General features: G+C 76.7%; 15 protein-coding genes and 1 pseudogene. 9 read left to right on the top strand and 7 right to left on the bottom strand.

The genetic code is table 11. The features are described from left to right. Positions 1-103 precede the first annotated feature (103 nt). Positions 104-712 carry a metal-dependent hydrolase gene (locus ACU616_RS16970; protein WP_446759602.1) on the top strand — a complete coding sequence of 203 codons (609 nt, stop codon included), beginning with the start codon at positions 104-106 and terminating at the stop codon, positions 710-712. Here the strand turns inward: ACU616_RS16970 and ACU616_RS16965 are convergent. Continuing rightward, positions 675-1,571, bottom strand: coding sequence for a universal stress protein (locus ACU616_RS16965; RefSeq protein WP_446759601.1), 897 nt, complete (start codon positions 1,569-1,571; stop codon positions 675-677). The two genes, ACU616_RS16970 and ACU616_RS16965, sit on opposite strands and share 38 nt — an antisense overlap. Before the next feature lie 426 nt (positions 1,572-1,997). Here ACU616_RS16965 and ACU616_RS16960 point away from each other — a divergent pair. Beyond that, positions 1,998-2,138: pseudogene (locus ACU616_RS16960) on the top strand (amidohydrolase); the annotation flags it as partial. Between the two features lie 407 nt (positions 2,139-2,545). Here ACU616_RS16960 and ACU616_RS16955 read toward each other — a convergent pair. Both ACU616_RS16955 and ACU616_RS16950 read right to left on the bottom strand, forming a co-directional pair. Next, positions 2,546-3,940, bottom strand: coding sequence for an aspartate aminotransferase family protein (locus ACU616_RS16955; protein WP_446759600.1), 1,395 nt, complete (start codon positions 3,938-3,940; stop codon positions 2,546-2,548). A 95-nt stretch (positions 3,941-4,035) separates the two neighbouring features. Next, complete coding sequence (locus ACU616_RS16950; RefSeq protein WP_446759599.1) at positions 4,036-4,884, bottom strand: hypothetical protein; 849 nt, start codon at positions 4,882-4,884, stop codon at positions 4,036-4,038. Positions 4,885-5,091: 207 nt separating this feature from the next. Between ACU616_RS16950 and ACU616_RS16945 the strand changes: the two genes are divergently transcribed. After that, positions 5,092-5,394 carry a hypothetical protein gene (locus ACU616_RS16945; RefSeq protein ID WP_446759598.1) on the top strand — a complete coding sequence of 101 codons (303 nt, stop codon included), beginning with the start codon at positions 5,092-5,094 and terminating at the stop codon, positions 5,392-5,394. A 35-nt stretch (positions 5,395-5,429) separates the two neighbouring features. Here the strand turns inward: ACU616_RS16945 and ACU616_RS16940 are convergent, their stop codons facing one another. After that, positions 5,430-5,717 (bottom strand): hypothetical protein, encoded by a 288-nt coding sequence (locus ACU616_RS16940; RefSeq protein WP_446759597.1) that lies wholly within the window; start codon positions 5,715-5,717, stop codon positions 5,430-5,432. Next, on the bottom strand, positions 5,717-6,142 hold the full coding sequence (locus tag ACU616_RS16935) for a hypothetical protein (protein ID WP_446759596.1): 426 nt from the start codon (positions 6,140-6,142) through the stop codon (positions 5,717-5,719). The genes ACU616_RS16940 and ACU616_RS16935 overlap by 1 nt, the downstream gene beginning before the upstream one ends. A 384-nt stretch (positions 6,143-6,526) precedes the next feature. Here ACU616_RS16935 and ACU616_RS16930 point away from each other — a divergent pair, with 384 nt between their 5' ends. The 3 genes from ACU616_RS16930 (at position 6,527) to ACU616_RS16920 (ending at position 9,283) form a co-directional block, all read left to right on the top strand. Continuing rightward, complete coding sequence (locus ACU616_RS16930; protein WP_446759595.1) at positions 6,527-6,655, top strand: hypothetical protein; 129 nt, start codon at positions 6,527-6,529, stop codon at positions 6,653-6,655. An 85-nt stretch (positions 6,656-6,740) separates the two neighbouring features. Further along, positions 6,741-8,738: a hypothetical protein gene (locus ACU616_RS16925; RefSeq protein ID WP_446759594.1), complete on the top strand. Its 1,998-nt coding sequence runs from the start codon at positions 6,741-6,743 to the stop codon at positions 8,736-8,738. 323 nt (positions 8,739-9,061) lie between these two features. After that, positions 9,062-9,283, top strand: a complete 222-nt coding sequence (locus tag ACU616_RS16920) for a hypothetical protein (protein ID WP_446759593.1) — start codon at positions 9,062-9,064, stop codon at positions 9,281-9,283. Between the two features lie 15 nt (positions 9,284-9,298). Here the strand turns inward: ACU616_RS16920 and ACU616_RS16915 are convergent, their stop codons facing one another. Beyond that, a complete protein-coding gene (locus tag ACU616_RS16915; protein WP_446759592.1) occupies positions 9,299-10,255 on the bottom strand; it encodes a DMT family transporter in 957 nt (318 codons plus the stop codon). Beyond that, entirely contained in the window at positions 10,252-10,860 is a 609-nt protein-coding gene (locus ACU616_RS16910) for a TetR/AcrR family transcriptional regulator (protein WP_446759591.1), read from the bottom strand. Before ACU616_RS16910 ends, ACU616_RS16915 begins: the two co-directional genes overlap by 4 nt. Before the next feature lie 149 nt (positions 10,861-11,009). Between ACU616_RS16910 and ACU616_RS16905 the strand changes: the two genes are divergently transcribed. The 3 genes from ACU616_RS16905 (at position 11,010) to ACU616_RS16895 (ending at position 12,772) form a co-directional block, all read left to right on the top strand. Then, positions 11,010-11,507, top strand: coding sequence for a nucleoside deaminase (locus tag ACU616_RS16905; RefSeq protein WP_446759590.1), 498 nt, complete (start codon positions 11,010-11,012; stop codon positions 11,505-11,507). Positions 11,508-11,909: 402 nt separating this feature from the next. Continuing rightward, the gene (locus ACU616_RS16900) at positions 11,910-12,407 is read left to right on the top strand and encodes a hypothetical protein (RefSeq protein ID WP_446759589.1); all 498 of its coding nucleotides are present in this window, start codon (positions 11,910-11,912) and stop codon (positions 12,405-12,407) included. Beyond that, positions 12,383-12,772: a hypothetical protein gene (locus tag ACU616_RS16895; RefSeq protein WP_446759588.1), complete on the top strand. Its 390-nt coding sequence runs from the start codon at positions 12,383-12,385 to the stop codon at positions 12,770-12,772. The genes ACU616_RS16900 and ACU616_RS16895 overlap by 25 nt, the downstream gene beginning before the upstream one ends. Positions 12,773-12,818 lie beyond the last annotated feature (46 nt).

The raw sequence follows: 12,818 nt of genomic DNA, 5'->3' as shown, positions 1-12,818 counted from the left end.
AGAGGTGACGCACGAGGTCGCCGGTTACCACGGCGGTTCCGGAAGTCGGTGCGGACCGATCCGTCCGCGCGGTGCGGTCCGCGGCCTCGGGGAGGATGCGGCGGTGCGGATCTCCCCTCCTGCCGTGCCCGGCCGGGTGCTGGCCCCGCTGGCGGCCCTCTCGGTGATCGCGGTGCTGGACCTCGTCGCGTCGTCGCGGTGGTGGTCGCTGGCCGTCGTGGGCGTCCTCGACGAGCCGGCGCACCTGCTCACCGCCTGGCTGGTCCTGTGGGCGGTGCCCGAGCTGCGGGCCCGGTCGCCGCTGCCGTGGGTCCTCGCCGGCGCGGTCGCCATCGACGTCGACCACGTGCCGCTGTACCTGTGGGGAGCGCTGGCCAGCACGCCCGAGGGGCGCCCGGTCACCCACTCGCTGGTCCCGGTCCTCGCGCTGGCCGCGGTCGCGGTGGCGAGCCGGCGGCTGCGCACCCCGGCGACCGGGCTGTGCGTCGGCGTGCTGCTGCACTTCGTCCGCGACGTGGCGACGGGACCGGGCCTGCCGCTGGCGTGGCCCGTGCGGGTGGACTCCGTGCTGCTCCCCTACGGGGTCTACCTGGGGGTCGTCGCCGCGTGCGCCGTGCTCGCCGCCGTCCGGACGCCGGCCGCGGACGCCCCGGCCGCTCCCGGCCGCTCGGCGGTCACCGCACCACGGCGACCGGACACGGAGCGGCGGTGACGCAGTGCAGACCGACCGAGCCCAGCAGCAGGCCGGCCCACCCGGACCGGCCGCGTGAGCCCACCACCAGCAGGTCGGCTCCCCCGGCGACGTCGACCAGGACGTCGAGCTCGACGCCCTGGACCGCCTCCGCCCGCACCCGCAGGTCGCCGGGCCGGTCGAGTCCGGCGGCCCGCAGGCTCTGCTGCAGCGTCGCCCCGGCCTCCTCCTGCAGGGTGGTGTCCGGCACGGCCCACAGCGGTCCGCCGTAGCCGGACACGGTGTCGATCCAGCCGTGGACCACGTGCAGCTGCGCGCCGCGCAGCCGGGCCTCGGCCGCGGCGAACCGCGCCGCGGTCACCGAGTCCGCCGAGCCGTCCACCCCCACCACGACCCGCCCGCCCGCGTCGGCCCCGGCCGCCGGGGAGTCGCCGCGGACGACGACGACCGGGCCGTCGGCGTACTGGGCGCACTGCTGGCCGACCGACCCCACCAGCCGGCCGTGCAGGCCGCCCAGCCCGCGGGAGCCGACGACCAGCAGCCCGTCGGCGCCGGCCACCTCGATGAGCGTCCTCGCGGGGTGGCCGTACCGGACCTCGGGGACGACCGGGACCGCCGTGGTCCCCGTGGCCCGGGCCGCCGCGTCGGCGTCGGCACGCATCCCGGCCACGGCGTCGGCCTCGAACCGGGCCACGGATCCGGAGCGGTCCGCGCCGTCCGCGTCGTCCGGCGGCCGATGCCCCACCCACACGGTGACCGCCCGCACCGCCGTCCCGCGCAGCCGGGCCTCGCACAGTGCCCACGTCAGGGCCCGGCGGGCCTCGTCGGACCCGTCGACCCCGACCACCACCTCGCGGACGGCGTGCCCCTGCTGCGTCATCGCGCCTCCTCCTCCCGGGGCGGGCCCCGGTGACCGTCCGGGGTGTCGTCCCCGGTCCCGGCCCCGCGGCTACCCACCGCTGCCCACCGGCACCCGGCACGGGGCACCCGGCACGAGGGCGCGGACCGCGGCCTGCGCGCACGCTGGGACGGGAGCTGCCCGACCGTCGTCCGCGGACAGGAGAGGCCATGAGCGCCGTGTCGTCCGTCCTCGCCGGCCTGGCGCGGACGCGGCCGTGGCGGGAGGAGCTCCACCCGGGACCTCCACCGGCACCCGGAGCTCTCCCACCAGGGAACCCGGACCGCGAGGCCGGCGGCCGCCCGGCTGCGGGACGCCGGGTTCGAGGTGCACGAGGGCGTGGGCGGCACCGGGGTGGTGGGCGCCCTGCGCACCGGCGACGGCGCGACGGTGCTGCTGCGGGCCGACATGGACGCCCTCCCGGTGCGCGAGGCGACCGGGCTGCCCTGCGCCAGCCGGATCACGGCTCCCGACGCCGACGGCGACGAGGTGCCGGTGATGCACGCCTGCGCCCACGACGCGCACGTGGCCCGCCTGGCCGGGGCCGCGCAGCTGCTCGCCGAGGGCAGGCAGCACTGGACGGGGACGCTGGTCGCGCTCTTCGAGCCCGGGACCACGAGCAACGTCATCCCCGTGACAGGACCCCGCTGCCCCCCACGCCTCGCACCCTCGGCGCGGGGCCCTGCAGCGGGGCCGGACCGCCGTCGAGCGGATCGTCCGGGCCGAGTGCCAGGCGTCGGGCTGCCCGCGGGAGCCGGAGTTCGCGCTGTTCGACCGGTTCCCGCTGACCGACGACGACCCCGCCGTCACCGAGCGGGTGGCCGCCGCGTTCGCCGACTTCGGCGAGCGGGCCGCCCCGGGCGGCCGGTCGTCGGCCAGCGAGGACTCCCGCGACATCCCGGCCGCGCTGGGCGCGCCCTCCACCTACCGGTTCGGGGAGCCGGGCGGTCACCGCGTCACACGAGCTGCTGGGCCTCGGTCAGCGTGTGCCGCAGGACCTGCTCGATCACGTCGAACTCCGCCTGGCCGCAGATGAGCGGCGGGGCGATCTGGACGACGACGTCGCCGCGGTCGTCGGGGCGGCAGTACAGGCCGTTGTCGAACAGCGCCCCGGGCAGGAAGCCGCGCACGAGGCGGTCCCGCTCGGCGGCGTCGAAGGTCTGCCGGGTGGCCTTGTCCTTGACCAGCTCGACGGCCCAGAAGTACCCGTCGCCGCGGACGTCGCCGACGATCGGCAGGTCCAGCAGCTTGCGCAGGGTGGCGCCGAGCGCCGCCTCGTTGTCCAGCACCCGCTGGTTGAGCCCCTCGCGCTCCATGAGGTCGAGGTTGGCCAGGGACACCGCGGCGGACACGGGGTGGCCGCCGAAGGTGTAGCCGTGCGGGAACGCGACACCGGGGCGCAGGAACGGCTCGACCACCCGCTCCGAGGCGATCATCGCGCCGATCGGGCCGTAGCCGGAGCTCATCCCCTTGGCGCAGGTGATCAGGTCGGGCGTGTAGCCGAACTTCTCGCAGGCGAACGTCGTCCCGTGCCGGCCGAAGGCGCAGATGACCTCGTCGGAGACCAGGAGCACGTCGTGCTCGTCGCAGATCTCGCGGACCCGGTCGAAGTAGCCGGGGGGCGGGGTCAGGCAGCCGCCGGAGTTCTGCACCGGCTCGAGGAACACCGCGGCGACGGTGTCGGCGCCCTCGAACAGGATCGCCTCCTCGATCCGGTCGGCGGCCCAGCGGCCGAAGGCCTTCGGGTCCTCGGCGAACTCCGGGTGGCGGTAGAGGTTGGTGTTGGGCACCCGGAAGCCGCCGGGGGCCAGCGGCTCGAAGTCCTTCTTCATGGCCGGCAGCCCGGTGATGGCCAGCGCGCCGTGCGGGGTGCCGTGGTAGGCCACCGCGCGGCTGATCACCTTGTGCTTGCCCGGCTTGCCGATGAGCTTGAAGTACTGCTTGGCGGCCTTCCACGCCGACTCCACCGCCTCTCCCCCACCGCTGGTGAAGAAGACGCGGTTGAGGTCGCCGGGCGCCAGGTGCGCGAGCCGCTCGGCCAGCTCGGCCTGCACCGGCGTGGTGTAGCCCCACACCGGGAAGTAGGCCAGCTCGGCGGCCTGCCTCGCGGCCGCCTCGGCCAGTTCCCGGCGCCCGTGCCCGACCTGGACGACGAACAGCCCGGACAGGCCGTCGAGGATCTTCCGGCCCCGGTTGTCCCAGATGTGGGCGCCCTCGCCGCGGGTGACCACCGGGACCGGGATCTCCGGGTGGCGGCCCTGGCGGGCGAAGTGCATCCACAGGTGGTCGGCGGCGCGGGCCGCCGTCGCGTCCGGCACGCCGGCCGGGGGCTGCTCGATCGAGGTGGTCATCCCAGGCTCCTCGGGGCTTCGGGTCGGACGGCCGATGATGCCCCGAGTCTGCGGGCGGCCGGTCCCCGCCGTCACCTGGCGACCGGCGCCGGCGGTCAGGGCGCCTCGTCGTGGCGCGGTGCGGGGACGTCGGCCGGGATGCGGCGGCCCTCGGCGAGCAGGCAGGCGTGCTGGAGCCCGGCGACCGCCGCGACCTGCAGCAGCGGCAGCCGCACGAACACCAGACCGATGACGCCCAGGAAGCCGGCGAGGAGCCACAGCGAGGTCCCCAGGCAGAGCAGGCGCCGGCCGGACCAGCCGACGTCCGCCCCCGACCGCGCGAGGGGCAGCGCCGCCAGCCCGAAGGCCGTCCCCAGCACGACGGACAGCAGCGCGGCGCTGCCGGAGCCGCCCAGCCAGGGGGCGGGGAGGACGCCGAGCGCGGCCGCGGCGACCGCGGCCGACCACCACAGGCGTCCGGCCGACCGGCCGGTCCCCGCGGCCGGCGGCTCGTAGCAGTCCAGCTCGGTCGGCGGGTGCGCGGCCAGCATGCGGGACCGGTCCCGGTGCACCGCCACCGTGGGGTGGTTGCGGCGGACGCGCTCGACGAGCTCCGCCGGGACGGCGGCCGACAGCCACAGGGCCTCGATCCGGCAGTGCTCGGCCCGCAGGCCCCGGGTCCCCGCGACGACGCGTCCCCAGCAGGAGACCACCGCGAGGACGTGGCGGCTGCGCGGGTGCTCGCGGGCCCACTGCTCCCGGCCGAAGGCGTAGAAGCCGCACGTGCAGTCCGGGTCGGGGCTCGGGTGCGGCGGGCGGTCCTGCAGGCAGCGCGCGGTGTTGGCGCCGTCGTGCCAGGGGTGGTTCGAGAAGAGCGGGTACAGCACGCCGTCCGGGTCGATGCGGAAGGTGCGCAGCGCCCTGATCTGACCCACCTGCGGCTCGAAGCCACCCTGGGGGTCCACCGCGGCTACTCCGCGGGAGACGCCGGCTGCGGCTGGGGACGGTCCGGCACGGCCGGCTCGGGTGCCGGCTCGGGCACGGGCAGGACCTCGATGCGGCGCACTTCCTTGCCGATGTTGCCCACGTCCCGAGGGTAGGGAACCGTTCCCGGGATCGGGAGGTGTCCCGTCGCCGCGACGGGGCGGGGACCGGACGGAGGGGATGGCGCCGTGACCGACCAGCAGCCGGTCGAGCCCAGCGACGTGTACCGGGCGGACGGGAGCAGGGTGCCGGACCGCAGGACGGTGCCGGCGGCGGTGCGGTCCCTGCTCCCGGCGCTGGTCCGCCGCACGGCCGCGGGGTCGCTGGCCACCGCCTCGGCGGTGGCGGTCGCGGCGGTGGTCACCGCGCGGGCCGCCGAGGTCGCGCGCCTGGTGGTGGAGCAGGCCGCGCGGGAGGCGCTGGGGGCCCGTCCTCCCGGACCGTGGATCGAGGTCTCGGTCACCCGGGTCGAGGTCCGCCGGCGGCTGTGAACCCGGCTCGCCGCACGCCGGGCTCCCCGAGCCGGTCAGGGGGCGCGGTCGGGACCGCCGGCCTGCTCCCGGGAGACACCGGTCGGCTCGCCGGAGCCGGGGGTCACCTGGGCCGTCACGCCGGCGACCGCCGCCCACAGGCAGGTCAGCCCCTGCAGCAGGGCCAGGAGCCACCGGCCCTCGGCGGCCGAGAGGGCGGCGTTGACCAGGAAGATCGCCCCGGCGCTCCACCAGAACAGCGGCCGGTCGACGGCCCGGCCGAGGGCGCCCCGGGCGGGCGGACCCGCCCACCCGGGACCCCCGGCGGCTCCGCGGAGGCCCATCACGCCTCGCTGCAGACGCCGGCGTACGTCCAGTCCTCGACGCGCCCGCCGCAGGTCGCGCCGTAGTCCTCGTAGGCCGAGCCGGGCACCGTGACCTCGAACAGGACGTCGCAGCTGAACAGGTAGCCCGCGTAGCACTCCTCGGCGAGCAGGTCGAGCAGCGTGTCGCAGGACGCGCCGTCCCCTGCGAGGCAGTCGTCGACCAGGGCGGTGACCTCGTCGTCCCCAGAAGTGGCGGACGCCTCGGTCTCCAACTCCCCGACGACCACCTGCCCCTGCTCCTCCTGCGGCGTCGGCGAGGCCGCCACCGTGGTGGGGGCCGGCGGCGTGTCCGACCCGTTCTGGTTGAGGTACAGGCCGATGCCACCGGTCACCGCCGTCACCAGGCCGGCGATCGCGGTGAGCACCCCCGGGAGGCTGGTCATGAAGCCGAGGAAGCCGCCGCGCTGGGCCGTCGCCCCGGACGGGGACGGCTCCTGGGGCGGTGGTCCCTGGTACGGCGCTCCCGGGTAGGACGGTCCTGGGTAGGGCGGTCCCTGGGGCGGGTGCGGGGCGGACGGGGGTCCGTACGTCATGGCGTTCCTCCTGCCGGTCGACCACGGTGCCCGGGAGCGGCGCGCGGGGACCCGACCGGGAGCCGCTGCCAGGCCTGCCGGGGAAGAGGGCGGCCGGCGTCCCCTGATACCGGTCGCCCGGCGGCGCATCAGCCTGGCGCCACTCGTCCGGCTGATGCGCCGCTGGGGGCGTCGCCGCGGCATGTGCAGCCGTCCGGCCCGCGGGCGGCAACCACGCCGGAGAGGCAGGTCGCGGTGCCCGCGCTCGAGGCCCGCACCGGCCTGCGGTTCCCCGCCGCCGTCCGGGACTCCGACCGCCGGAACGGGCTCGCAGACGCCGGCCGGCGCGCGCCGCTGACCGACGCCGGCGACGTCCGGTGGTGAGCCCCGTCCCGCGGTCGACGCCGGTATCACCCCGTGCCGGTCGCGTCTCTCTCCTCCGTCAGACCGACCGACAGTGGAGGACACGATGGGACGCAGCATGCAGCCGGTCCGGCTCTCGACCACCGAGAGGGAGGAGGTCGAGCTGGCCCGGACGGTGGACGCCGCGGTCACGGAGGTGCTGCGGACCGGCACCCCGACGGTGGAGGACGAGCCTGCGCTCACCGAGCGGCTCCTGACCCGCCTCGACGGCGCCGTCACCTCCGAGGCGGCACCGCCGGCGACCCGGGCGCAGCCGCCCTCCCCCGTGCCGATGGTGCAGCTCGACGGGCTCGAGGTCACCCAGGGCATCCAGGACCCGACGCACACCGTCCCGCTCGTGGCCGACCGGCCGACGGTGGTCCGCGCCTACCTGCGCTACGCGCGCGCCGCGGTGACGGTGCGCGGCGAGCTGCTCGTCGCCCGCTCGGCGAACGGCCCGTGGCAGTCGGTGCCCTCCCTCGGCGCGGCCGAGCTGGACCCCTCGCGCAGCGGCTCCTCGCTTGCCGAGCTGCGGTCCCGCCGGCTGGACCTGGCCTACAGCCTGAACTTCCTGCTGCCGGCGCAGTGCACGGGCCCCGGACCGCTGTGGCTGCGGATGGGACGGGTCCTGCGGACCACCGGTTCCCCGTTGCCGTCGCTGGCCGGCCTGACCACGCGCTCCGTCACCTTCGGCGCGCCGGTGCCCCTGCGGATGCGCCTGGTGCGGGTCCGCTACTCGACGGGCACGCCCCCGGTGACGCACGAGCCGTCCACCACCGACACGACCCTGATCGCCTCCTGGCTGCGCCGCGCCTACCCGATCTCCCGCCTGCACCTGAGCTCGTCGACGGTGACCGCCACCGCGGCGGCCCCGTTCGGCGCGGCCCAGGTCAACGCCCAGCTCCTGGCGTTGCGCGCGATCGACGTCAGCACGGGGACCGACGCACGCACCCACTACTACGGGATGGTCGCCGACAGCGGCTTCTTCATGCGCGGCCTGGCGTCCGGCATCCCGCAGACCCCGCAGCCGGGCACCGTCGCCTCCGGCCCCACCGGGCCGTCGACCTTCGGGTGGGACGGCGACGGCTCCTACGGGGACTGGTACGGCGGGCACGAGCTCGCCCACACCCTCGGCCGCTTCCACGCCGAGTTCTGCGGCGCGGCCGGGGGCGCACCGTACCCGTTCCCGAACGGGCAGCTGTCCGACGCCGACGACCGCTTCGTCGGCATCGACGTCGGGGACCCCGCCCTGGGCCTGCCCCTGCGGGTGCTGCCGGGCACCACCTCGCACGACGTCATGACCTACTGCGACAACCAGTGGTTGAGCTCCTTCACCTACGGCGGCGTGCACGCCCGGTTGGTGGCGGAGGACGCCCTGCCGGCGGGCAGCGCGGCGCCGGAGACCCTGGGTGCGGCGAGCGGAGAGGAGCGGGCGGGCATGCGGATCGTGGCGGCGCTGGACCTCACCCGGGCCGAGGGCACGATCGTCTCGGTGCTGCCCGACGACCCGGCAGGCGGCGACGAGGCCGAGGACACCGGGGCTGCGACCCCGGAGGCCGCCGACGGCGCCGCGCGGGTGTCGGTGCGCATCCGCGACGCGGCCGGCGAGGTCCTCGACGAGCGGCCGGTGACCTTCCGGCCCAGCGTCTGCGAGGACCCCGACGACGACCTGACCGGCGTCGTCGACTCCGTCGTCCCCTCGGTGGAGGGGGCGGCGCAGGTGGAGCTGCTCGTCGACGGGCAGCCGGTGGCCGCCGAGGCCGTCGGCGGGCAGACCGGGGACGTCGGCGAGCTCCTGACGTCGCGGGCGGCTGGTGCCGGCGAGCCCGGGGGGCCGCTGGAGGTGCGCTGGGACACGGGGGACGCCCCGCGCGACCAGCGCTACATCGTGCAGCTGAGCGAGGACGGCGGCGGGAGCTGGCGGACGGTCGCCGTCGGCCTGACCGAGCCCGCCACGACGGTGCCGGCCGACGAGGTCTCCGGCGACGAGGTCACCGTCCGGCTGCTCGCCACCACCGGCACCCGGACGACCGTGCTGCGCACCGAGACCGTCCCGGTCCGCTGAACGGGCCGGCCGGACCCCGCCGGGCACCTGGCGGGGTCCGGCGGGACACGGGCCGCCGGCCGCCGGCCGCCGTCGTCACCGGGTGTCGACCCGGGACGCCGGGCGGTGACGGCGCTGTCCGCTCGGCGGGGCGCGGGAGACCTCGGCCCGCGCCGGTTCCCCGCGCTGCACCGACCCCGCTGCACCGACCCCGCTGCACCGACCCCGCTGCACCGACCCCCTCAGCGGCCGCCCCTCGACGGCACCGCGAGATCGGTGGCGCGACCCCGCGCGCCTGGTCAGGCGGCGCTGTGGCGGGAGGCCGTCCACCTGGTCACGAGGGCGTGGCCTCGGTGGAGGACGTCGACACCGCCGTCCCGTCGGGTCCGGGGCTGCGGTGGGCCGCGATGGGCCCCACCCTGCCGTTCCACCTGGGCGCCGGCGAGGGTGGCCCGGGCGAGTTCTGGGCGCGCCGCGCCGACACCTCCACCCGCTGGTGGGACGACCCGGGGCCCCTGGTCACCGCCCTCGTGGCGGCCACCCGGGAGGTCTGCCGGGCGGGCTGAGGCACGCGGGGGCGGTCACGGGACGGGGTCGACGGCGCGCGGCGGGGCCGGGGAGCTCGCCACGTCCGGGCGCGGCCGGCGCGCCGGCGCGGTGAGCACGACCAGGCCGGCGAGCAGGACCCCCGTGCCGAGCCAGCCCAGCGCCGGCAGTCGCTCGCCCAGGACGAGGACGGCGACGACCGCGGCGACGGCGGGCTCGAGGAGGGAGAGCGAGGTGGCGGTGCTGGCGGAGACGGCGGCCAGGCCCCGGCCGAACAGCACGTAGCCGAGGAACATCGGCACGACCGCCAGGTAGGCCACGGCCGCGAGGTTCGACCAGGAGGCCACGATGGGGGCACCGGTGAGCAGCAGGACCGGCAGCAGCAGGACGCCGCCGGCGCCGAACACCGCGCCCATGACGGGGCGGGAGGGCAGTCCGCCGCGCATGACCCGCGCCGCGCCCCAGGAGTACACCGCGTAGGTCAGGCCGGCCAGCAGGCCGAGCCCGATGCCGAGCACCGGCCGCGTACCGGCGCCACCGCTCACCGTGCCCTCCTCACCCGCCCGGGCGAGGGCCAGCGCGAGCACCCCGAGGACGCCGGCGGCGGCGCCGAGCGCCCAGCGGCGGGACAGCGGCTGGTGGTCGACGACGCGCTCGACGAGGGCGGCCGCCACCGGCGCCGAGCCGATGGACACGACCGTGCCGACGGCGACCCCGGCCAGGCGCATCGAGGTGTAGAAGGCCAGCGGGTACACCGCCACCGCGGCGGCGGACACCGCCAGCGTCGGCCACTGCGCGGCCAGGGCGGCGCGGTGCACGCGCACGACGCGGGACGCGGCCGCCGCCTGCAGCAGGCCGCCCACACCCATCGCCGCCGCACCCACCGCCAGGGACCCGACGCCAGGGGCCAGGGCCGCCGCGGTGCCGGTCGTGCCCCACAGCACGGCCGCGGCCAGAACGCACGCGCTGCCGTAGGTGGCGCCGTGCCTCACCGCGCACCCTCGCCGGCGGCGGCCCGGACCAGCGCGAGGGTCAGGTCACGGACGCGGTGCAGCCGGCGGGAGTCGCCCTCCAACCCGGCCCGGGCCATCGCCCCCTCGAGCAGGAACGACAGCTCCTCGGCCAGGTCGGCGACGCGGCCGGCCGGCACGCCGTCGACCTCGGCGAGGTGGGCGGCCAGCAGTGCCTCGACCTCCTCCTTGTGCCGGCGCACCAGCTGCCGTCCGGGAGCACCGGCGGGCAACTCGGCCGCCGCGTTGAGCAGCCCGCACCCGCGGAACCCGTGCCGGTGGGCCCGCTCGGCGTGGTCGACGTAGGCGTCGACCACCGCCGTCACCCGGCCCAGGGCGTCGGTCGCCTCGGTCAGCCGGTGCCGGTAGAGGTCCAGCCACTCCCCGTGCCGCGCCTCGAGGTAGGCCAGCACCAGCTCGTCCTTGCCGGCGAAGTTGTTGTACAGGCTCATCTTCGCCACCCCCGCCGTGGCGGTGATGGTGTCGATGCCGGTCGCGCCGACCCCCTGGTCGTAGAAGCACTCGGCCGCCGCGGCCAGCAGCCGGGCCCGCGCCGACCCGCGTCCCGACCTCGTCTGCTCGGACACGGCACACTCCTCATCCGTCCACTGGGTAGACCAGTCTACCCAGTACGGTGGGCGGGTGGCCTCGGCAGGTCCTGGCCGCCGCGGCGCGCCGCTCGGCGGCAGGGCATGCTGCCCCACACCCCACCCCCGGCCGCGCCCCGAGGAGATCCGTGACCGCCGACGAGCTCCCTGCCGTGCCCCCCGACCTCGCGCCCGAGGAGCGCGACCGCTTCTTCCTCGGTCTCGCGGTGGAGCAGGCGCGGCTGGGCTGGGAGGAGGGCGGCGTCCCGATCGGCGCGGCCCTCGTCCACGACAGCCGCTTGCTGGCGGTGGGCAGGAACCGGCGGGTGCAGATGGACAGCGCCATCCGGCACGGCGAGACCGACTGCGTGGAGCGCGCGGGCCGGCTGCCGGCGTCGGTGTACCGCGGCAGCGTCCTCTACACCACGCTCTCGCCCTGTTACATGTGCGCGGGGACGGCGCTGCTCTACGAGATCCCGCGGATCGTCGTCGGTGAGAACCGCAGCTTCTCCCAGTCCGAGGAGCTGCTGCGGTCGCACGGCGTCCGGGTCGACGTCCTCGACGACCCCGACTGCGTCGCGCTCATGCAGCGGATGCTCGCCGAGCGCCCGGAGCTGTGGCGGGAGGACATCGGCGAGGAGGCCTGAGGCGGCCCTGTGGGACGGCACCGTCACGTTGCCGACGGCCACCAGGAAGGGGACGAGGGCCGAGGGTGGAGTGGGTGCTGAACGCCGCGACGAACGAGGCCTGCAGCACCCGCAGCAGCGCCAGGCCGCCGGGCGTGGCGGTCCCGGATCGTCGCGCACCCGTGCCCGGCCCTGGCCGCCCACGGGTCCGTGGGGTGCTGTCGCGCGGCCACTGCGGCGTCGTCCGTGCACTGCCGGTGCTGCAGCGCCGGCGACCCGGGAGGAACGCCGAAAGTGCTCCCCCGGGCGCCGTCGGAGGCGCGGTGACACTGCCGTGACGAGGTCATGACGACCCGGGTCGACGATCGCGGTCCGGGGCTCCGGACGAGCACGTCCCGGCCACGTCGGACCGAGGAGGGTCCCATGACCGGCGGACCCGGGTCAGGGAGCGGGGACACGCGGGAGCGGACGGCCGAGGAGCACGCGTCCCTCCTCCAGGACGCGGCCCACCTGAGCATCGTGGGCGCCGTCCTGCTCACCGGCTTCGCCCTGGTGAAGAGCTACGCGGTGGGTCACTTCTCCCTCACGACCGGGGCGGCGCTGCTGACCACGGCCCCGCTGACGGTCCTGCTGGGCAGCCTCATGTCCTACGCCTACTGGGTCCTCCCGCTGGCCGCGCTCGCTCTCGCGTACGGCGCCCACCGGTCACGACGGAGGTCCGGTGCCTGGACCTGGGAGGGTGCCGCGATGCTGGGCCTCGCGGCGTTCGCGGCGCTGCTGTCGCCGGTGTGTCCGCTGCTCACCTGCACGCTGGCGTTCCTGGCCTTCCTCGCCGTGGCCCGCGCACCCCGCGTCACGGGGCGGACCGGTCCGGACGCGCAGGAGCACCGCCCGCGGTGGCGGAGCCGCTGGGCCCGCTGAGCCGCTCCCCCCTCCTCGGCACACCGGTCTTCTTCGTCGTCGCCGTGTTGTGGGTCCTGCTCGGCACGCTGACCCGGCCGTGGACGCCGGTCGAGCTGGTCGGGTACCAGGAGGGCTCGGAGCAGCACCTCGTCGTCGGCAACGTCCTCAGTGCCGACGGGGAGTGGACGACCGTCATGCGGTCGGGCGACCGCGGCCTGACCCGGATCCGCTCGGAGGACGTCGGGAGCCGCCGGCTCTGCCATCTCGTGGGCGCCCAGGAGCTCGGGCAGGCCCCGCTGCTGTGGGAGCTCCAGGACCGGCCCTACCAGTCCCCAACCGCAGCTGCCGCGAGCTCGCGGACCGGCAGGCCGGCGTCCAGGTGACGGCGGGCTCGTTCACCGGCTGAGACGGCGCGGACCGGCCGCCGGT

It is taken from the genome of Geodermatophilus sp. URMC 62 (assembly GCF_052931475.1).
Note: the sequence above shows the minus strand (reverse complement) of the source record. Positions and strands in the feature narration are given on the sequence as shown.

Bases quoted from the DNA above. Each gene is read 5' to 3' on its own strand.
- ACU616_RS16965 (WP_446759601.1), bottom strand. From the start codon at position 1,571: ATGACGCAGCAGGGGCACGCCGTCCGCGAGGTGGTGGTCGGGGTCGAC.
- ACU616_RS16955 (WP_446759600.1), bottom strand. From the start codon at position 3,940: ATGACCACCTCGATCGAGCAGCCCCCGGCCGGCGTGCCGGACGCGACG.
- ACU616_RS16940 (WP_446759597.1), bottom strand. From the start codon at position 5,717: ATGGGCCTCCGCGGAGCCGCCGGGGGTCCCGGGTGGGCGGGTCCGCCC.
- ACU616_RS16935 (WP_446759596.1), bottom strand. From the start codon at position 6,142: ATGACCAGCCTCCCGGGGGTGCTCACCGCGATCGCCGGCCTGGTGACG.
- ACU616_RS16925 (WP_446759594.1), top strand. From the start codon at position 6,741: ATGGGACGCAGCATGCAGCCGGTCCGGCTCTCGACCACCGAGAGGGAG.
- ACU616_RS16900 (WP_446759589.1), top strand. From the start codon at position 11,910: ATGACCGGCGGACCCGGGTCAGGGAGCGGGGACACGCGGGAGCGGACG.